Annotated in this window: 7 protein-coding genes; 6 read left to right on the forward strand and 1 reads right to left on the reverse strand. The window is 69.1% G+C overall.

Translation table 11 applies throughout. The annotated features are described in order from the left end of the window. Window positions 1-44: 44 nt before the first annotated feature. The gene (locus tag ACFYWX_RS39455; RefSeq protein WP_389429871.1) at window positions 45-3,611 is read right to left on the reverse strand and encodes a sigma-70 family RNA polymerase sigma factor; all 3,567 of its coding nucleotides are present in this window, start codon (window positions 3,609-3,611) and stop codon (window positions 45-47) included. A gap of 334 nt (window positions 3,612-3,945) precedes the next feature. Here ACFYWX_RS39455 and ACFYWX_RS39460 point away from each other — a divergent pair, with 334 nt between their 5' ends. Genes ACFYWX_RS39460 through ACFYWX_RS39485 form a run of 6 tightly spaced genes read left to right on the forward strand, consistent with a single transcriptional unit; the run spans window position 3,946 to window position 21,766 of the window. Continuing rightward, window positions 3,946-10,266: a protein kinase gene (locus ACFYWX_RS39460; RefSeq protein WP_389429872.1), complete on the forward strand. Its 6,321-nt coding sequence runs from the start codon at window positions 3,946-3,948 to the stop codon at window positions 10,264-10,266. A gap of 29 nt (window positions 10,267-10,295) precedes the next feature. Next, on the forward strand, window positions 10,296-13,244 hold the full coding sequence (locus ACFYWX_RS39465; protein ID WP_389429873.1) for a helicase-related protein: 2,949 nt from the start codon (window positions 10,296-10,298) through the stop codon (window positions 13,242-13,244). After that, on the forward strand, window positions 13,244-17,386 hold the full coding sequence (locus ACFYWX_RS39470) for an Eco57I restriction-modification methylase domain-containing protein (RefSeq protein WP_389429874.1): 4,143 nt from the start codon (window positions 13,244-13,246) through the stop codon (window positions 17,384-17,386). Before ACFYWX_RS39465 ends, ACFYWX_RS39470 begins: the two co-directional genes overlap by 1 nt. Next, complete coding sequence (locus ACFYWX_RS39475; RefSeq protein ID WP_389429875.1) at window positions 17,383-19,041, forward strand: hypothetical protein; 1,659 nt, start codon at window positions 17,383-17,385, stop codon at window positions 19,039-19,041. The genes ACFYWX_RS39470 and ACFYWX_RS39475 overlap by 4 nt, the downstream gene beginning before the upstream one ends. Next, window positions 19,038-19,652 (forward strand): hypothetical protein, encoded by a 615-nt coding sequence (locus ACFYWX_RS39480; RefSeq protein ID WP_389429876.1) that lies wholly within the window; start codon window positions 19,038-19,040, stop codon window positions 19,650-19,652. Before ACFYWX_RS39475 ends, ACFYWX_RS39480 begins: the two co-directional genes overlap by 4 nt. Next, a complete protein-coding gene (locus tag ACFYWX_RS39485; protein WP_389429877.1) occupies window positions 19,649-21,766 on the forward strand; it encodes an Hsp70 family protein in 2,118 nt (705 codons plus the stop codon). The genes ACFYWX_RS39480 and ACFYWX_RS39485 overlap by 4 nt, the downstream gene beginning before the upstream one ends.

Consider the following 21,766-nt stretch of genomic DNA (forward strand, 5'->3'; position numbering starts at 1 on the left):
GAGTGGTGCGGGGTGTGGGGCGCCGCGGGGCTTGGAGTCTGGGGTCAGGACCGGCGCCAGCGATCCCGAAGCGTGGAACGGTCTGCTGCGGCTTCGCGTTCGGCGGCGAGTTGTTGCTGCAGCTCGGTGATGCGGGCCCAGGCGTCGTGCTCAGTCAGGGCGATCCGCGCCGCGGCCTGCTGTTCGGCCGCCGCCACCTGGGCCGATGCCTGCTGCTGGGCCGCGCGGAGAGCTACGTCGCGTTCGGCGAGCAGGGCCTCTGCCTGCCGCAGCCGCTGCTCCAAACCCGAGATGCGTGCCTCCCCTTCCTCGCGGTAGCGCCGCAGCCGCTGGCCGGTTTCCTCCGCCCGCCGCTGAGCTTCGTTCGCCCGCAGGTGCAGTACTGCTGCCCGATCTTCCGCCGTACTCGCCCTTTGTTCCGCATCGTTCGCGCGCTGTTCGGCCGTACGGGCGAGCTGCTCGGCGTCATTGGCGCGCTGCTCCGCCCGGGCACCGCGCTCGCCGGCTGCGGCCATGGCTGTCCGTGCCGCGCGTTCCCTCAGCTCGGCGTGTTCGGCTCGCTCGACCAGGGTCTGGTGCGCCTCGCGATGCCCGTCCTTGAAGCGCGCGATCCGCTCCTCGGCCTGTGCGCGCAGGTGCTGCTCTTTGCGGAGCAGAGCCCTGTCCGCTCGGCGCAGCAGCGTCTCCTCCAGGGCGTCGAGCTGCTGCTCGGTGTCTGCGAGGGCAGCGATGCGTCGGGCGTCGGCGGCCTGCCGCTCCTCGGCGAGATTCCGTAGGGCTTCGTCCCGTTCACGCGTCAGCTCGGCTTCGTACGCACGGCGTACGTCGGTGAGACGCCGTTCAGCATCGAGCTCCGCCTCTCCCCACCCGATGCCGCGGTTTGCGGTCCCGGTTCGGGGCATCTCCTCTGGGGTCCTGGCGGACGCGGATCGGCGCCCGGACTTGAGCAGAGACACGGGCTGTTCCTGGGCCATTGGTGTGTCAGCACTGCCGTGGTCGGCCGACTGGTTACCCGCTCTGAGCGGCGGGGCCTGCGGCCCGGCCGTGTCGTCCTGGGGCCGTTCGCTGCCTGGCACGGTGTTGGCTTCTGTATCCACCTGGTTGCGGCGGGCGTCAAGCGGCCCATCCCCGCGAGCCGCCCCGAGCCCGTCCTCGTCCGGCGATTTCGGCGAGGGGTTGTGCACGTCCGCCCGGGGGCCGTCGGGTGAGGCCGCTATGCCCTCGTCCGGCGCTCCGGCCGCACGCACCAGCGTGCTGTCCTCGGGCCCTGGGCCCGGCTCCAAATGAGGCCCCGCCACGACGCTGCCCGGCGAAGTGTCGGCGGGCACCGCTCCCTGGCCGGCACGCAGCGGGACCTCGGCGACGAACTCCCGCAAGGAGTCACGCAGTGCGAGGCGCGACTCACTCAGCACCAGGGGCTTGGCTGCCAGATACGCGCGCGGAGTCATGCCTACCAGTGCCTCGGCCGGTCTTTCGAAGAAATCCTCTGGCCGCAGCCCAGCCTCCTTCACAGCGTCGAACACGCGCCGCAGTACCTCCAGGGCCGTTATCACCGGCCGGTCGAGCACCCCTCTGTCCCGCACGGCACGCGCAACGGCGTCGGCCGAGGACAAACCGAGCAGCACAATGAGCTGCGCATGCCCCACCGCCAGCAGCGCGTACTCGGCGAGCCACGCCACTCCCCCGCCGAACTCAGGCGGCATCTGCAGCGCCTTCTGCCAGTCCGCTGTGTACTGCGTGGGTTCGGGAACCACCGGCTCAGGGACCGACGGCCCGCTCGCCTCAGTGACGGCCTGCGCGGAGTGCTCCTCGGACCGACGATCCGCCTGCTCCTCAGGCTCAGCCGTGAGTGCGGTGACAGCCTCCGACGGCGTGTCCGTCGCAGAGTCCATCACCGCCTCACCAGGTGCGGTGTGATCGCATGGCTCGCCCGCCGTTTGCTCTCTGAGGCATTCGCCGCCGTCCGGTGTCTCCCCCGCTTCGACGGACTGTGCCATTGCTTCCAGCGGAGCGTGCTTCGGTGCGGGGTCGGGCAGCGTGTCAGGCACCCGCTTTGCCCCGGAATTCTCCTTCCGGGTCCCCGCTCCAGCTCCTGCTCCGCTGTCGGCTCGCTGCCTGCCGGCCGGCTCCCCGGCGCTGCCGGGTTCCTCTCCAAGGCCCCCGTCGTACCGGTACGCAGCGGTGAGCCCGGCCTCTACCAGCCGATACTGGAATTTCTTCTTGGCCTTTGACTCGATCTGCCTGACGCGCTCGCGGGTCCGTCCGATCCGTTTGCCCAACTCGTCCAGGGTCGACGGCTCATTCCCGTCCAGACCCAGTCGCCGGACGAGGATATGGGCCTCGCGTTCGGAGAGCGTGTCGACAACACTCATGATCTGCTCCAGCAGCATCGAGTCGAGCACACCCTTCTCCACTGACGGCAGTGGCTTCGTCCACCCGATGAAGTCGCCCAGGGTGACCCCGTCCCCGATGACCCGGTCGAGGGAGTCGGTACGCCGGCTCAACTTCCGGGCCTCCTCGACTTTCTGCACGGTCATGTCGCAGTACACAGCCACGTCGGCGACTCCGGAGGGCAGCCCCTGTATCGCGAGGGTGCGCTCCGCCAGCGCCACCTTGCGAACCTGTTCGTGCATATGGACCGGGATACGAATGACGCCGCCCTCGTCCGCGATACCCCGGCTGATCGACTGGCGGACCCACCAGGTCGCATACGTCGAGAACTTGAAGCCCTTGGCCGGGTCGAACTTCCGCGCCGCCCGCATCAGCCCCAGCGCGCCGTGCTGGAACAGGTCGTCGTAGTCCAGCCCCTGTTCCAGATATCTGGGCACCATCTTGTGCACGAGTCGCTGGTTGTGCAGGACGAGACAGTCCCGGGCGCGGATCCGGAGGTCATCGGGGGACAGGCCACTCAGAGCATCGTCGTCGGGTTCCTCCGCCATACGGTCCGGTCCGCCCCGTACCAGCACGGCGAGTCCGACTTCCGCCTCGGCACTCAACAAATGCATGTCCGGCCGCCGCCGGAAGCGGTCGTTCTCCAGGACGGTCAGCGCGGCGGCCAAAGCGGCCGCGAGGTCCCCGATGCCCCCTCCGGTCGTCGCCTCCGGCCACGGGAAGGGCTCGTCCTCCGAAACGCCTTCCAGTTCGTGTTCCCCGTCAGTGAGCCCGACCGCGGTCTCCGCAGTCGCAACCGCTGTCGCTGCGACGGCCTCACCCCGTACACGCGCCCCGGCCCGCAGGGCCGCCGCGTCTCGCGCACCGAGTCCAGCCAGACGGGCGACGCCGTCCAGTGCGCGCGGGATCACATACCCATCGGGGTCGGCGTATCGGCTCAGCAGCGCCCGAACCACGTCGCCGGAGGGGAAAACAGTACTGGACACATTTTCTTCACGGATCCGTGCAACCTTTTCCGCAGTCGGGCCGTCACCGTCTGCATGCACCACCGCCCCCAGGACGGGCAGCCCCAGCCCTGCCAGTTCTTCGCGAAGCCGCTCCCGCTCGACGTCACCGAGCCCCAGCGCGCCGACTTGCTCCAGGAACACGGATTCCTGCACGGCGCCATCGACCGCCGCATGTCGCAGGCGGGCCAGCAGTCCCGTCAGGGCGGCCTTCATTCCGGATCCACGAGCCGACTGGGCCCCCTGCGCTTCCCAAGCGGCGCGGCCCGGTTCTCGCCCAGGCGCACCACCTGGCGCCCCATACCCTCCGACGGATTCGTGCATCACCCGCCCCCTCCCCGATGACACCGCAGAGCGTATGGTGATGCGTTTACAATGTCAACAGACTGACAGGCTGTTGGACTTATTCCACTTCGTGTACGGTTGCGGACACCGCACCTCCGCTCTGCCACGATGAGCGGTGCGGCAACGCATGCAGGGGGCACGTTCCGTTTTCTTACCCTCGCGCGCGGGGGCAGGAACGAGACGGCAGAGGACGAGGGGAGCGGCAGTGAGTCAGGAGCTGCTGGACGGCAGGTTCCGCATCGGGCATGTCATCGGCAAGGGCAACATGGGTGAGGTCCACCGGGCCGAGGATCTCCAGGCAGCCGAGGGCACCCCTGAGCGCACGGTCGCCGTCAAGACCATCCTGCGCCGCCGCACGGGCACCCGGATCGACACCGGCGCCGACCCCAAAGCCGCCGACCGCTTCGCCCGCGAAGTGCGCATCATGCGGCGCCTCGACGACCCCAACCTCACGCGGATCGTCGCCGGCGGGGTGGCCGAGGACCAGGACGGTCTGCCTTACCTCGCGATGGAGTTCCTGGACGGCGAGACGCTGCGCGACCTCATCGAGGAGGAACGGCAGCTCCCCGTCACCTGGGCCGCCGCCATCGGCGCCCAGATCGCGTCCGGCCTCGCCGCCGCGCACGCCGCCGAAGTCGTCCACCGCGACCTCAAGCCCGCCAACGTCATGCTCACCCAGGGCGGCACGGTCAAGGTCCTCGACTTCGGCATGGGGCGCATCGTCGACGACCCCGATGAGGCCCGGCTGACCAGCACCGGCGTCAGTGTGGGCACTGCCCGCTATATGGCTCCGGAGCAGTTCGAGGCCAAGCAGGTCACGCAGGCCGCCGATCTGTACGCGCTGGGCTGTGTGCTGTACGAGATGCTCCTGGGTGTACCGCCGTTCACCAGCGAGTCCCCGTTCGAGCTGGCCACCAAGCACACGCACGAGGTGCCGACGCCCATCGCCGTGATCCGCAGCGAGGTGCCCACCGAGCTCGCCCGGCTCGTCGACCGACTGCTCGCCAAGGATCCGGCGGCCCGTCCCGCGGACGCCGTGGCTGTACGCGACGCGCTGCTTCCGCTGGTCAAGCAGGACGGGGACACCTCACTGCTGGCGCACTGGGGCGCGCTGGACCCGACCCGCCCCCTGCGCGATCCCGCCGCCCAGGCCCCCGCACGGCAGGCCACCGCCCGGACGCCGGCGCCGGTCACCATCTCAGGGGCGGGCATGGACGTCTTCGGCGTCCACCGCACGCTCATCCGGGACTACCGCTCCTTCACCGAGGGTGGCACCGTCATCCGTGACGACCGCATCGCGGCGTTCGTGGAGGACGACCTCAACAGCAAGTCGCAGTGGCCCGACCCGTGGCTGTCGCTGAACCCGTTCTTCCAGAGCGGCGGCACGGTGGTCGAGCTCGCCGGGCAAAAGGTCCTGCACGACGAGTGCGCTCGTATCTTCCAGGCGAAGAAGACCGAGGGCGGCACAGTCCCCGACGGCCGCCCGCTGACACTCCACCAGCACCAGCGCGAGGCCATCGACGCCGCCGCGTCCGGTGCGTCGTACGTCCTCACGACGGGCACCGGGTCCGGCAAGTCGCTCGCGTACATCGTCCCGATCGTGAACAAGGTGCTCCACCAGCGGGACACCGAGGGACCCAAAGCCCCCAAGCGAGTACGGGCGTTCATCGTCTACCCGATGAACGCGCTCGCCAACAGCCAGCTCAAGGAGCTGGAGAAGTATCTGCGCGACGGCTACAGCACGGGCCGCGAGCCGGTCACCTTCGCCCGGTACACGGGCCAGGAGGACGACGAGAAGCGCAAGGAGATCCGGGACAACCCGCCGGACATCCTGCTCACCAACTACGTGATGCTGGAACTGATGCTGACCCGCCCGGCCGACCGGGCGAGCCTCATCAAGATGGCGCGGGGCCTGGAGTTCCTGGTCTTCGACGAGTTGCACACCTACCGTGGCCGGCAGGGCGCCGACGTCGCCCTGCTGATCCGCCGCGTCCGCGAGGCGTGCCAGGCTCAGGACCTGCAGTGCATCGGCACGTCGGCCACCATGTCGACCGAGGGCACGCTCGACGACCAGAAGAAGGTCGTCGCCGGAGTGGCGAGCACTCTGTTCGGTACGCCGGTGCGCCCGGATCACGTCATCGGCGAGACGCTGGTCCGCGCCACCCACGACACACCCGACACCGTTCCCGCCGAGCGCCTCAACTCCCCCGCCGCGCCGCGCGCGTACGACGATCTCGTACGCGATCCGCTGGCCCGCTGGATCGAGACCCGCTTCGGCCTGGCCACGGACGAGGCCACCGGGCGGCTGATCCGGCAGCAGCCGACGAAGATCGAGGTCGCGGCGAGGGAGCTGCACGAGCGGACCGGTGTCGCCGAGGGTCAGTGCGCCGACGCGATCCGCGCCACGCTGGAGGCCGGTTCGCAGGCGCGGCACCCGGTGACCGAGCGGCCGCTGTTCGCGTTCCGGCTTCACCAGTTCCTTTCCAAGGGTGACACCGTGTACGTCACCCTGGAGGACAAGCTCACGCGCCACCTCACCCGGTCTTATCAGCTCGAACAGCCGGGCAGTGACGGAAAGTTGCTGATGCCGCTGGCGTTCTGCCGGGAGTGCGGTCAGGAGTACCTGACGGTGTGGCGGACCGAGAAGGACGGCGAGGTCCGGTACGAGGCCCGCCGGGACACCTCCGCGACGGGCGGCCGGCAGGGCGACGGCTATCTGTACGTCGACCACGAGCGGGCGTGGCCGTCCAACGTGCAATACGCCGTGGACGACCGCCGACTGCCCGAGTCCTGGCTGGAGTTGGACGACAAGGGCCAGGAGGTGGTGAAGAAGTCGTACCGCGACCGGGTGCCTCGTGCCGTCACCGTCGATCCGCGCGGTCACGAGGGTCGCGGCGAACTCCAGGCCGCGTTCGTCCCCTCCCCCTTCCTCTTCTGCCTGCACTGCGGGGTCGCGTACGAGCAGACGCGCGGCCGGGACTTCGCGAAGCTGGCGACGCTCGACCAGGAGGGCCGGTCCTCCGCGACCTCGCTGATCTCGGCGTCGGTGGTGCGCTCGCTGAAGTCGGTGCCTGAGGAGACCCTGGACAAGGAGGCGCGCAAGCTCCTCACGTTCGTCGACAACCGGCAGGACGCGTCCCTTCAGGCGGGTCACTTCAACGACTTCGTGCAGATCACGCAGTTGCGTGGGGCGCTGTACCGGGCGGCTCTGGACGCGGGCGAGGACGGCGTCCACCACGAGGAGCTGGCCTCGTCGGTGACGAACGCGCTCGCCATCGAGCCGGCCGACTACACCGGCGACAGCGATCTGCCGCCCTCCCTCGCCCGCAACGCCGCCAAGACCCTCCGTGACGTGATCGCGTTCCGGCTGTATCTGGATCTGGAGCGCGGCTGGCGCATCACGATGCCGAACCTGGAGCAGACCGGCCTGCTGGAGATCGGCTACGAGGACCTTGACTGGGTGGCGGCCAAGCAGGACCGGTGGGCGGGCACGCACGAGGCGCTGCGCGACGCCGACCCGGCACTGCGGGCCGAGGTCATGAAGGCGCTGCTCAACGAGATGCGCCGGTCCCTCGCCATCGACGTCTCGTACTTCCGTGACGACTTCGACTCGCTCCAGCGGGCGAGCGAGGAGCGGCTGATCGACCCGTGGGTGCTGTCCGCCGCGGACAAGCCGAAGGTCGGCACTGCCTATCCGCACCCGTCCCGTCCGGGCATGGACCGCTCGGCGCTGTTCCTGTCGGCGCGCGGCAAGTTCGGCAAGTACCTGCGCCGCGCGGACACGTCGTTCAAGACGCTCGACCCGGCCGATCTCCAGTTGGTCATCGAGGAGTTGCTGAAGGTACTGGCCAAGGCGGGCCTGGTGAAGGAGGTGACGGAGGCCCCGCAGCGGGCGGGCCGCTACCGCAGGTCCTCCACCCCGGCCGCCACGGGCTACCGCGTCGCCGCCCAGTCCCTCGTCTGGCGTGCGGGCAGGGGCGAGCGGGGCACGCACGACCCGCTGACCCGCACCTACCAGAGCGGCGACGGCCCGCGCGTCAACACCTTCTTCCGCGACCTGTATAAGGACGCGGCGGGCGCCCTGTCCGGCCTGTTCGCGCGCGAGCACACCGCGCAGGTCTCGCCGGAGGAGCGGGAGCAGCGCGAGGAGGCTTTCCGCAAGGCGGAGTTGAAGCTGCTGTACTGCTCCCCGACGATGGAGCTGGGCGTCGACATCTCCCAGCTGAACGCGGTGATGATGCGCAACGTGCCGCCCACGCCCGCGAACTACGCGCAGCGCTCGGGCCGCGCGGGCCGCAGCGGCCAGCCCGCCCTCGTCACCACGTACTGCGCGACGGGCAACAGTCACGACCAGTACTACTTCCGCCGCTCGGAGCGCATGGTGGCGGGCGCCGTCGCCCCGCCGCGTCTGGACCTCGCCAACGAGGACCTGGTCCTCTCCCACCTCCAGGGCATCTGGATCGCGGAGGCCGGCCTGAAGCTGGGCCGTGCCGTCCCCGAGGTGCTCGACGTGTCGTACCCGGACACGGGTGACCGCCCGAACCCCGCGCTGGAGCTGCTGCCGGACATCCTCGCGGCCTCCCTCGACGAGAGCGCCCGGCGTCGCACCGTCGACGCGGCCCTGCGCGTCCTCGGCCCGCTCCTGCCCGACTTCGCCGACACCACGTGGTGGCACGACGACTGGATCCAGGACCGTGTGCGGACGGTGGCCAAGCGCTTCGACCGGGCCTTCGACCGCTGGCGGCAACTGTTCCGCTCCGCGCTCGACGACCAGTACATCCAGAACAGGCGCCGCCTCGACTACAGCCTCACCGAGGGCGACCGCATCCGTGCCAACGCCCGCCGCCGTGAGGCCGAGACACAACTGAACCTGCTGATGAACGAGAGCGTTGACAGCAAGTCGGTCCTCTCCGACTTCAACCCGTACCGCTATCTCGCGTCCGAGGGCTTCCTGCCCGGCTACAGCTTCCCGCGGCTCCCGCTCGCCGCGTACATCCCGACCATCGGCCGCCGCCGCGGGGACGGCGACTACCTCCAGCGGCCGCGCTTCCTCGCGATCCGCGAGTTCGGCCCCGGTGCGCTGATCTACCACGAGGGCGCCCGCTACCAGGTGACCCGCATCCAGCTGCCGCCGGACTCCTCGGGTGAGCTGGCGACCAGCGAGGCCCGCCGCTGTGCACAGTGCGGCTACCACCACGATCCGGAGCAGCTGGAGGACCGCTGCGCCATGTGTCACGAGCCGCTGGGCGCGGCGACGTACGGCCTGCTGCACCTGCACACCGTTTACACCACCCGCCGTGAGCGGATCTCGTCCGACGAGGAGGAGCGGCGCCGCGCCGGCTTCAAGCTGGAGACGTCGTACCGCTTCCAGGACCACGGCACCCGCAAGGGCCGGCTGAACGCGGCGGTCGCCGACGCCTCGGGCGCGCCGCTCGCCGACGTGGCGTACGGCGACTCGGCGACCGTCCGGATCACCAACACCGGCCGGGTACGCGCCAAGAGCGACGAGCCGGCCGGGTACTGGCTGGACCTCGCGGACGGCCGCTGGATGAACGACAAGGACGCCTCCGAGGCGTCCGGCGACTCCAGCGAGCTGCCCGTGATCGACGCGGACGGCAATGAGCGGCGCCGTAAGAAGCGGGTCATCCCGTACGTGGAGGACCGCCGCAACATCCTCGTCGTCACCCTCGACGAGCCGCTGCCGGAGCCGGTCGCGCTCTCCCTGATGTACGCCCTGGAGCGGGGCATCGAGGCCGCGTTCGAGCTGGAGGACGCCGAGCTGTCCAGCGAGCTGCTGCCGCCGGACGACGGTCCCCGCAACCGCATCCTGTTCACGGAGGCCGCCGAGGGCGGCGCGGGTGTGCTGCGCCGCCTCCAGGCGGAGGACGACGCCCTGGCGAAGGCCGCCGTACGCGCCCTGGACATCTGCCACTTCGACGCGGACGGCACCGACCAGGGCGGCCCGCACCCGGACCGGCCGTGCGCGCTCGGCTGCTACGAGTGCCTGCTGACCTACGGCAACCAGCTCAACCACGCCCTCATCAACCGTCACTCGGTGCGGGCCCTGCTGGTGCGGCTGGCGTCGGCGACGGCCCGGCGGGAGTCGCGCGGCGAGTCGCGTTCGGAGCAGTACCGGCGGCTGCTGGACCAGGTCTCCCCCGCCGCCGAGCCGACGCCGGTCGAGGCGGCGGTCGGAACGTCGGTCGAGGCGTCGGCGGCCGAGCTGGCCGCCCAGGGCGACTTCCTGGGCTGGGCGAAGGCGCGCGGCCTGCGGCTCCCGGACGAGCCGGGCTCCTTCCTCACCGAGGCGATGGCCACCCCCGACTACGTGTACCGCCTGCCCGGCGTGAACGTGGCCGTCTTCGTCGACCTGCCCGACCAGGAGCAGGACAGCTCCCGGGACGAGGACGCCGAGGACCGTCTGTTCAACGCCCGCTGGGACGTCATCCGCTTCGCGCTCGGCGCCGACTGGGACGCCGTCGCCGCCGCCAACGCCCGCTACTTCGGCTCTCCGGCCGCCAACTGATCGCCCATCCAGAGGACTTGAAGACTCACATGGCACTCACGTACTCCGCCGGTTCCCTGGTGAAGGCCCGCGGCCGGGAATGGGTCGTGCTCCCCGAGAGCAAGCCCGACCTGCTCGTCCTGCGCCCGCTGGGCGGCTCGGACGACGACATCGCCGCCGTGTTCCCCGCGTTCGAGACCGTGGACGAGGCGAAGTTCGCGCCGCCGGAGCCGAGCGACCTCGGTGACCAGCGGGCGGCGGGCCTGCTGCGTACGGCGCTGCGCGTCGGCTTCCGCTCGGGCGCGGGACCGTTCCGCTCGCTGGCCGGCATCGCGGTGGAGCCGCGCGCGTACCAGCTCGTGCCGCTCCTGATGGCCCTGCGGCAGAAGACGGTACGCATGCTGATCTCGGACGACGTCGGTATCGGCAAGACGATCGAAGCGGGCCTGGTCGCGAGCGAACTCCTCGCGCAGGGCGAGGCGACGGGCCTGGCCGTGCTGTGTTCCCCCGCGCTCGCCGAGCAGTGGCAGCAGGAGCTGCGCACCAAGTTCGGCATCGACGCGGAGCTGGTCCTGTCCTCGACGGTCTCCCGCCTCGAACGGGGCCTGGACCTGGGCCAGTCCCTCTTCGACAAGTACCCGCACGTGATCGTCTCGACGGACTTCATCAAGTCTCCGCGCCACCGGGACGACTTCGTACGCCACTGCCCCGACCTGGTCATCGTGGACGAGGCCCACACCTGCGTGGTCGCCGACGACACCTCGACGGCGTCGCAGAACCAGCTCCGCTACGAGCTGCTGCGCCGCGTCGCGGCGGACGAGAACCGGCACCTGCTGCTGGTGACGGCCACCCCGCACAGCGGCAAGGAGTCCGCGTTCCGCAACCTCCTCGGCCTGGTCAAGCCCGAACTGGCCGACGTGAGCCTGGATTCGGAGGCGGGCCGGAAGCTCCTCGCCCAGCACTTCGTGGCGCGCAAGCGGGCGGACGTACGCCAGTACCTCACCAAGGAGGACGGTCTCAGCGACGACTCCCTCGCGGAGCGGACGGCGTTCCCCTCGGACCGCTACTTCAAGGACGAGACGTACAAGCTGTCGCCGGAGTACCGGGCCCTACTCGACGACGCGATCGCATACGCGAGTGAGCGCGTCGAGCAGGCGGGCAGCCAGGGCAAGCGGGAGGCCCGCATCGCCTGGTGGTCGGCCATCGCGCTGCTCCGCTCCCTGGTGTCGTCCCCGCGCGCCGCCGCGCAGACACTGCGGACGCGTTCGGCGGCGGCGATCGCCGCGTCGGCGGAGGAGGCCGACAAGCTGGGCGCCCCGCTCAACAGCGACGCGGCCGACAGCGACGCGATGGAGGGCATGGACGTCGCACCGGGCGCGGAGACGACCGAGGACCCGCGCTCCTACCTCGCCGAACTCGCCGACATCGCACAGGAGTTGGAAGGACCCACCAAGGACCTGAAGCTCAAGGCGCTCATCAAGCACCTCAAGGCGCTGCTCGCGGACGGCCATAACCCGATCGTGTTCTGCCGCTACATCCCGACGGCCGAGTACCTCGCCGAGCAACTGGAGAACGACAAGGACTCTGGCAGGCGTGGCCCGCTCGGCGCGAAGACGGTCGTCAAGGCGGTCACCGGCACGCTCTCCCCGCAGCAGCGCCTGGAGCGCATCGAGAAGCTCGCCGAGGAGGCCGGCGAGGACGCCGCCGCCCGCCGCGTCCTCATCGCCACCGACTGCCTCTCCGAGGGCGTCAACCTCCAGCACCACTTCGACGCCGTCGTCCACTACGACCTGGCCTGGAACCCGACCCGCCACGACCAGCGCGAGGGCCGCGTCGACCGCTACGGCCAGCGCAGGGACCAGGTCCGTGTCATCACCCTGTACGGCGACGACAACGGCATCGACGGCAAGGTCCTCGAAGTCCTCATCAAGAAGCACCGTCAGATCAAGAAGGACCTCGGCATCTCCGTCTCCGTACCCGACGAACTGTCGACGGGCGTCACCGACGCGATCGTCGAGTGGCTGCTGATGCGCGGCCGCGAGGACCAGGACGCGCTGTTCAGCGCGGACGCCTTCAAGGTGAGCACGGCCAAGCTGGACAGCGACTGGAACTCGGCGGCCGAGCGCGAGAAGGCGTCACGCTCGCGGTTCGCCCAGCGCTCCGTACATCCGCAGGAGGTGGCCCGCGAGGTCGCGGCGGTCCGCGAGGCACTGGGGGGCGCGGGCGAGATCGACACGTTCGTACGGGAGTCACTGGGCGCCCTCGGGGCCGTACTCCGCGGGGAGGGTGAGGACTTCACCGCTCAGGTCGGCGGCACGCCCATCGGCCTGCGGGACGCGCTCGCGCCGACGGCGGGCGCGGAGGTGATAGAGAGGGACCGCCCGATCCCGTTCCGCGCGGATCCGGCGGTGGCGCGGGGTGAGGCGGCCTTGGTGCGGACAGACCCGGTTGTGGGCGCCCTCGCGTCCCACGTCCTGAACGCCGCGCTGGACACCCAGGCGGACGGCGCCCGCCCGGCCCGCCGCTGCGGCGTGGTCACCACGGACGCGGTAGGCACCCTCACCACCCTGCTCCTGGTCCGCTACCGCTTCCACCTCACGCTGCCCTCCCGCAGCGGCGAGAAGCAGCTGGTCGCGGAGGACGCCCGGCTGATCGCCTTCGAGGGCTCGGCCAGGAAGGCGGAGTGGTTGCCGCCGGAGCGGGCGCGGGACTTGCTCGACGCGACGGCGGCCGAGAGCACTGACCGGCACTTCGGCGAACGCACGATGACCCGCCTGCTCACCCAACTCCCGGACGTGTACGGCCATTTGGAGTCGTACGGCGAGGAGCTGGCCGCAGGGCTGGACGCCTCGCACCGCCGGGTGCGCCAGGCGTCCGGTGAGATCGTCCGAGGTCTGTCCGTCACCGTGCAGAAGCCCGCCGACATCCTCGGCGCGTACGTGTACCTGCCCTTCGTTCCCGCCGCCGCCCCGGCCGCTGCTTCTGGAGTGTCCGCCTGATGTCCGCCACCACACGCCACCAGGTGTTCACCGCCGTCCACACGGTCGGGGGGCTGCTGCCCGCCGACATGCTGGTACGGATCTCCGAGGGCAAAGCCACCAAGGACCTCCGGGGCCTCGCCCCCGCCGACTACCGCATTCCGGGGTCTCGTTCGGTACGTGATGAGGCCGAACGCCACTGGGACAACCTCAAGTCGCTCTGGCGTGAGCTGCGGGAGAAGCTGCCGGCCGAGCCCGAGGAGTCCGTCCGCCCCGACAGCACCGGTTACGCCCGGACCAACTGGGTGATGCCCTTCTTCGAAGCGCTGGGCTTCGGCCACCTCACCCCGGTCGGCGCCTCGGAGATCAAGGCGGCCGACGACGACACCAGGAGCTTCGCGGTCAGTCACCGCCGCGACAACACGCTCGTCCACGTGACGGCTTGGAACGTCAAGCTCGACAAGCACCAGGGCGCCGGCTCCCCGGCTCCCCAGTCGCTCCTCCAGGAAGCCCTCAACCGCACCGAACCGCACCTGTGGGCGCTGCTCACCAACGGCCGCCAGCTCCGCCTGCTGCGCGACTCGAACGCGCTCGCCACCGCCGCGTACGTCGAGTTCGACCTCGAAGCGATCTTCGACGGCGAGTTGTTCAGCGAGTTCGTCGTCCTGTACCGGCTCCTGCACGCCTCGCGTTTCGAGGGCCGTGACGGTGGCACTCAGTGGACCTGCTGGCTGGAGGTGTGGCGGGACGCCGCGATCCGTCTCGGCGCACGCTTCCTGGACGACATCAGCGAGGGCGTACGGCTCGCGATCAAGGAACTGGGCACGGGCTTCCTCAAGCACCCGTCGAACGGCACACTGCGCGAGAACTTCGACCGCCACACGTACCACGCGGCCCTGTTGCGCCTGGTCTACCGCCTGCTGTTCGTCTTCGTCGCCGAGGACCGCGACGCCCTGCACCCGCCGGAGACGCCGGCCGAGGCCCGCAAGCGCTACGCCGACTACTTCTCCACGGCCCGGCTGCGCGAACAGTCCCGCCGCCGTCGGGGCACCTCCCACTCGGACCGGTACGAGGCGCTCCGCCTGGTCCTCGACGCCCTCGGCAGGGAGGAGGGCCTCCCCGAGCTGGGTCTGCCGGGCCTCGGCGGCCTCTTCGACGACGACCCGGCCGACGCCCCGCTGCGCAGGCTGTCCCTCACCAACGCGCACCTGCTGGCCGCCGTACGCCACCTCGCCGTCGTCCGCGACACCGAGGCGCAGCGCTGGCGCACCGTCGACTATCGCACCCTGGACGCCGAGGAACTGGGCGCGATCTACGAGTCCCTCCTCGACCTCGTGCCCGAGCCCGACGCCGACCGCACCTTCGAGCTGGTGCCCCGCGCGGGGAACGAGCGCAAGAAGACCGGCTCGTACTACACGCCGAGTTCCCTGGTCGACGTCCTGCTCGACTCGACCCTGGACCCGGTGATAGACGCGGCGCAGGAGCGGGGCGAGAAGAAAGCCGCCGAGGCGAAGCAGACGGACCTCGTGGCCCGGGAGACCGTGGCCTCCGAGCTGCTGTCCCTGACCGTCTGCGACCCTGCCTGCGGCTCGGGGCACTTCCTGGTAGCCGCCGCACGGCGCATCGCCAAGCGGGTGGCGGCGGTACGGGAGCAAAACCCCGAGCCTCCCGTGGAACGCGTCCGGGAGGCGCTGCACGAGGTCATCGCCCGGTGTGTGTACGGGGTGGACCTGAACCCCATGGCGGTGGAGCTGGCAAAGGTCTCCTTGTGGATGGAGGCGTTGGAACCCGGCAAGGCCCTGGGCTTCCTCGACGCGCACGTCAAGCTCGGGAACGGGCTGATCGGGGCGACGCCCTCGTTGCTGCGGGGTGGCATTCCGGACGCGGCGTTCAAGGTCGTCGAGGGTGACGACTCGTCGGTGGCCAGGGAGTGGCTCAAGCGCAACAAGGACGAGCACAAGGGCATCGTCACGCTGGACGCCGAGATGGAGGAGTCGGTCAGCGTCACGAACACGGCGTTCGGGTCCGAGCTGCGCACCCTCCTGGACGACTCCCCCACCGACGAGCTCGGCCAGGTCCGGAAGCTCGCCGACCGCTACCACAAGTGGGCCGAGTCCCCCGCCTATCTCAACGCCCTGCAGATCGCCGACGCCTGGTGCGCTGCGTTCATGTGGGAGCAGACGGAGACCGCGTCGGCACCCGTGACACAGCGCGTCTTCCTGTCACTCCAGTCGTCCGACGGCAAGGGTGCGCTGCCTGAGACACACCAGGAGATCGTCCGGCTCAGCCAGGAATACCGGTTCTTCCACTGGTACCTGGAGTTTCCTGAGGTCTTCAGTGTGCCTGACAGTCCGGCGGCGCCGGGGATTGATCCGGTGACGGGGTGGGCGGGTGGATTTGACTGCGTGCTGGGGAATCCGCCGTGGGATCGGGTCGACTTTAAGGACCAAGAGTACTTCAGCGTAGTTGAGCCATCTATCGCGGAGATCTCCGGTACGGCGCGGCGCATGGCCATTGTCGAGTGGGCTGCCAAGCATCCCGAGGAGGGGGCCCACTACTACGCGGACCGGCGCAAGGTGAAGTCATCGTTCTTGTTCTTGGGGTCTTCGGGAGCGTACCCATTGCTCCGCAAGGGACTCTCCGTTAAGGGCGTCAACTCACTCCAAACGGACCAGCTCTTCACTGAACGGTTCGTTTCGATCATCTCGCCCAAGGGCCGCTGCGGCGCCATCGTCCCCACACAGATTGCCACTGGGGCTAGCGCCCAGTTCCTCTTCCAAGAGTTGACACAGCAAGGTTCCGTAACACACTTGTACGATTTCGAGAACGGCAAACGAGAAAAGCTGTTCCCTGCAGTTCACGCCAGCTATCAGTTTGCGCTGATCTCGCTAACGGGCCGCGAACTGTCAGAGCCCGCCGCAAGATTTGCGTTCTTCCTGGGTCACCCTGAGGAGCTCGCCGACGGCAAGACGGTTTTCGCTCTCTCCCCCGAAGAGATCGCCCTAATCAACCCAAACACGGGAACCTTGCCGGTATTTCGGACGCGCAGGAACGCCGACCTTACCGCCGCTATTCAGCGTCGCTTCCCGGTACTGGTCACAGAGGGCCGCAAGGACGGCAACCCATGGCAGATCACCTTCAAGCACCTCTTCAACTTGACCGATGACTCTGATCTATTCCGTGACCGGTCCGGGCTAGAGGCGGAGGGATGGGAACTTCAGGGCAACATTTTCATGCAAGAGGGGGAGCGAATGCTGCCACTGTACGACGCGAAGATGGCACACCTCTTCGACCATCGCTGGAACCGCTACTACGACCTTGGTAACGACGACTACGAGCATGTTCCCCTGGAGGACAAGGAGAACGCGTACGGTGTGGCGCAGCCGCGGCAGTGGATCAAGGAAAGGGGACGAATCCCAACCGTTCGCAAGGGCAAGGAAATCACCATCGCCGGTGTGGACCTGCGCTTGGCGGAGCTGGAGTGGGAAAGGGACTGGCTACTTGGCTGGCGTGATGTTGCCCGCACAACTGATGAGCGCACGGCGATTCCAGCATTCCTGCCGAAGGTGGCAGTGGGGAACAGCTTCCCATTGATGCTTCCCGGCACCCCGGCCGAACTGACAGCTGCCTTGGCCGCCGCACAGAGCTCCCTGGTCTTCGACTTCGTGGCCCGCCAGAAGGTCGGCGGCATCCACTTGGGCCTGATGACGTGGAAGCAGCTTCCTGTTCCCCACCCCGCCGACCTGGCCCCCCACACGACCTTCCTCACTCCTCGCACCCTCGAACTCGTCTACACCTCGTGGGAGATGGAGCCCTTGGCCGAGGACCTCGGCGACACCGGCGCCCCCTTCACCTGGAACCAGGACCGCCGCGCCCAGCTCCGCGCCGAGCTAGACGCCTACTTCCTCCACCTCTACGGAGTCTCCGCCGAGGACGCCGACTACATCCTGGAGTCCTTCCAGACCGAGAACGGCGGCCTTAAGAACAACGAGATCGCCAAGTACGGCGAGTACCGCACCAAGCGCCTGGTCCTCACCGAGTACGACCGCATGGCCGCCGCCGGCCTCACCCTGGAGACCCCGCTCATCGACGGCAAGAACTACACCTCAACCCTCACCCCGCCCCCCGGCCACGGCCCCCGGCACGAAGGAGCCGGAGAGTGACGAGTCCGCCGTCGGCCGGCGGAACGGGGCAGCCGGTGTCGGGGGCGCGGGCCGAGGCGGTCGCACGGGAGCGGGAACGGCTGAGGGCGCTCAGGGAACGCCGCGACGCCCAGAATGCGGACGCGGGGGTCGACGGGTTCGCCGTACGCAGGTGGCGGAAGGTGGGGGTGTTCGGAGCCCAGGCGGTACTGCAGGCCCACGCTCTGCTCCTACAACTCGCATCCCTCGCACAGGACGCGACGCACGACGCCATAGCGGATGCCCTGCGCGACGAACCGGACGACCGGCTGCTGCCTGCTGTACGGACCGTCCTCGAACGAGCCGACCCAGCCACGGTCGCCACGGCACTTACGGCGGTCCACGCGGGCGGCTTCCTGTGGCTGACCGAGGTCGGGGAGCAACGGCTCACCGCCCTGACAGCGGGCGACGACACGCTCGCCGCCTCCGGGAGCGAGGACCCCTCCGGGGCCTTCGCCCTCCTCTCGGCGCTCGCGACGGATGGTACGGCCGCCTTCCCGCCTCGGATGCTGCCGCGTGTGCTTCCCTGGATACCGCTGAGCGTCCTCGACGACCTCATCGACGCCGAGGCGGTCGGCCCCGAGCACCAGCCCTGGCAGTGCCGGGCCGAGCAGGCCGAGCACGCCTACCTCAAAGCCCGGCTGGTTCCCGATCAGGTAACCGCCGAGCAGGCAACCGCGCTGGAGTGGACGGCCCGGCAGCGGCGGAACGCGTTTCTCGCCGGGAGCGAGCCGCTGCCCTCGGTCGGCGACGTCTACGACCTCTTGGAGCGAGTTACCGACGGCGACGCCTCGGTGGTGAAGGAGCTCGAAAGGGAGCTGCCCCGCGATCTGGTGCTCCGGCTGCGCCGGCTCCTGGACGGGGTCGATGTCGGCAACTGGGACCGGGACATATGGGAGGACAGGGGGTTGTGGCGGCTCATTTTCTCTCTGTGGGAACCCAAGGCAGCCGTCAACCCCACGCGGTCACCCCTGCACGCGCTCATGGCCCTGCGTCAGGCCTACGACCTGCTGTGCCTGAACGACCTCGCCCGTGCTTCCCCCCAGATAGACAAGCTGGTGTCGTTCGAGACCGCTGATCCGGCCTACCGGGCCGAGGCGCTCAACTTCCATGCGTACACGCTGCTGCTCCGAGAGGAACTGGACGCAGCGGCCGTCGTTCTGAAGGGGATCAGTGGATCGCACGAGCTGGCCGAGTCCAACCTCCGCATGGTCGAGCAACGTCGGGCGATTCCCCGTAACGACAGACCGGCAGCGTCCAACCCCTATCTGGACCTCGGGTTGCCGCACGGCGCCCCGAGCTGGGAGACCCGGTACCGGGACCTCCGCCGGGAGCACGTGCACGACGTGGACATGAGCGCGCGGCTCAACAGCGCGATGAAACGCATCAGAGACGCCGAGCGCGACGAGGACTCGTCCGGCTTCTTCGTGTTACCGCTCGACCCGGACGTGTACGAGCTCCCGGACGAGGTGCCGGTCACGCTGGTCCCGCCCCTGGCCCCGCTGACCAGGCGAACGACGCCCCACTCCCCCGAAAGTCTGGCGCTCGTGCGGCAGCGCGCGGTTGCGGATCTGCTGCCCCACCTGCTTAACGCGCCCCGGCGCCCCGATCGCAACTCAAGGATGCACACACAGTGAAGAAGGTGCCCCGCAGCCAGCGGAAGACCACAGCGGCCCCCAAGCGGGTTACCCCCAAGGGGAACAACGGCCTCAAACATCGTCGGGAGAAGCAGCGGGCGGCGGCCGATGTCCCCAAAAACTCCCCGCGCACCTACCGCCCCGAGGAACTACTCAGCCCTCACATGCTGCTCTCCCGTTTCGCCGAGCGGGCAACCGGCCTCCTGACCGCTGTCCCGGAAGAGGAGCGACCCACGCAGGCCGCTGTGACGGCTGCCTTGCGCCAGGCCGTACTGGAAGCGTTTCGCTCCAGGGAGGAGTACGTGGCCCGGATGGTCGAGGTCGATCTGCTCGCCGGCGCGCCCAACCAGAGTGCAAGTTCGCTTCGGAAGGGCATCCGTACCGCCTTGCTGGACCAAGGAGTGCGGTGCGTGGACTCACCCGACGGCGAGAGCGAACTCTTCGTGGTGGTGGAAGGCGATGGTGAGGCGTTCGAGGTGCTGCGCCCGGCCTACGTGGACCAGGCCACCGGCAAGCTGGTGCTCTCCGGACAACTGCGCCGCCTGCCCGGGCCCGACGGAGGAGACCACTCCGTGGGGGACAACGAGGTGACGAACGGGGAGGGCGTGTGACCGCCACCGGGATCGATTTCGGCACCACCAACTCCGTGGTGGCCCAGTGGATGGGCGACAACGCCGACGTGCTGCTGCTGGACGCCCACCACATTGACGCCGACTGGCGCCATCCCGGCTTCGAGTACCTCTTCCCGTCGGTGGTGGGCATGAGTTCGCTGCGTCGGGGGGCGTTGTTCGGCTGGGAGGCCAAGCTCCGCTCCGAGGAGGCGGCCGAGGCCTGCAAGCGACTCCTCAAAAGCGACGAGTACGTCACGATCCACGGCCGCAGGTTCGCGGCCACGACAGTGGCCGCCGGTGTCTTCCAGGCCATGCGGAAGGGCGCGGAACACAATCTCACCGCCATTGACCAGGCCGTGATCACCGTGCCCGCCAACGCCACGGGTGCCGCGCGCTATCGCACGCGCGCCGCCGCGCAGTTCGCGGGCATCAACGTCCTGGCGCTGCTCAACGAGCCGACGGCCGCCGCGATCTCATACGCGCACGATCTACGACATGACCTACATGAGCTACGGAAGGACCCCACCATCCTGGTCTTCGACTGGGGTGGCGGCACGATCGACGTCACCGTGCTCGACTACCAGGACGGGTTCTTCGAAGAGCTTGCGTCACGGGGTGTGACCGAGCTGGGCGGCCTGGAGATCGATCGCCGTCTGCGTGACCTCGTCCTCGAACGCGCTCCGGCGCGGTCGGCGTGGACGCCCGCGCAGGAGCGGCAGTTCGGGCTGGATCTGGAGCGCAGCAAGATCCGCCTGTCCTCCGAGGACTCCGTCACCGTCAGGACTCCGGACGGTGACACCGTCGAGGTGTGGCAGGAGGAACTGGAGGACGCCATCACCGACCTCGTCGACCGAGCTCTCGCACCGGTCCAGCAGTGCCTCACCGACCTGCACATGGCCCCTCTGGACGTGGACGCGGTGCTGATGATCGGCGGCACCAGTCAGATCCCGAGCGTACGGATGGCGGTCGCCGAGGTCATGCAACAGCAGCCCGTCGAGGTCGACCTCTGCGACCCCATGACGGCGGTCGCCCGCGGTGCTTCCATCGCGGCAGCGGTGCTGTCGGGGGAGGCTGACGGCGTGATCCAGGTGGCGACAAGCCATGCCTTGGGTACGGTCGTCACAGACGACACCGGCCAGCGGAAGTTCAGTCAGATCATTCCGCGCAACTCACCGCTGCCGTGGAAGGAGCGCAAGAACTACACGCCGCGCCGGGACAATGCCCGCAGTCTCGCCGTGGAGATCTGGGAGGGTGACCCGGAGCGGCCCCTGGATCACCCCGACAATGTGCAGTTGACAGACCTCCGGCTCACCTATCGGGACCCTCGGGCTCGTGAGGACTCCCGATTCCTGCTGGAGTACACGTACGACACGAGCGGGCTTCTGCACGTCAAGGCGACCCTTGAACGTACCGGCGAGGAAGTGTTGAACGAGGAGATCAAGAGTTTCAGCTCTGGTGGCCCGACGCCGGCAGTGCGCAAGGAACTTGAGGATCTGCTCGCTGGCAACGTGGTCACCAGGCCGCTGCCGACGCAGGTACAGAAGCGAGCCACGGGTTCAGCGCCTGCGGCGCTCGTGGTAGACGGTTCCAACCTGGCGTGGATCGGCAGGTCGCCGCGGCAACCTGGTGTGTACGGCAGCGACGACCGACCGTCCTACGCCCAACTGCTGTCCGCGTGCGACGCCCTGACATCGCGGTATCCCGACGCCGTGCTCCACGTGGTCGTCGACGCCACTTTCAGGCACAAGGTCGCGGAGGAAGAACGTGCGGCAGTGGATTCGGCGCTCAGCAAAGGCGATCTCATCCAGCCTCCGGCCGGAACCGAGGGCAAGGGCGATGCGCTTGTCACAGCAATCGCGGAGGACACCGGCGGAACCGTCGTCACCAACGACAACTATGCCGAGTTGCAGAACAGATATCCCTGGTTGCGGGACAAGGAACGAGTGCTCGGGGTCACCTTGTCGCAAGGTATGTGGGTTTTCACACCGCGCACCTGCGTGCCGCCTCGCCACCGGATCGTACGAGCGGAGGTGCCTCAGCAGTCCCGGGCCTTGATTCCCCCGGGCCCCGGCCCGCTCCCCGAGTTCAGATACCACCGCCCCCACGAGGATTAG

The organism is Streptomyces sp. NPDC002888, assembly GCF_042888465.1.
Taxonomy (GTDB): domain Bacteria; phylum Actinomycetota; class Actinomycetes; order Streptomycetales; family Streptomycetaceae; genus Streptomyces.

What these genes read in the sequence shown, in the direction of transcription:
- ACFYWX_RS39455 (WP_389429871.1), bottom strand. Translation starts at nt 3,611, where the DNA reads ATGAAGGCCGCCCTGACGGGACTGCTGGCCCGCCTGCGACATGCGGCG.
- ACFYWX_RS39465 (WP_389429873.1), top strand. Translation starts at nt 10,296, where the DNA reads ATGGCACTCACGTACTCCGCCGGTTCCCTGGTGAAGGCCCGCGGCCGG.
- ACFYWX_RS39470 (WP_389429874.1), top strand. Translation starts at nt 13,244, where the DNA reads ATGTCCGCCACCACACGCCACCAGGTGTTCACCGCCGTCCACACGGTC.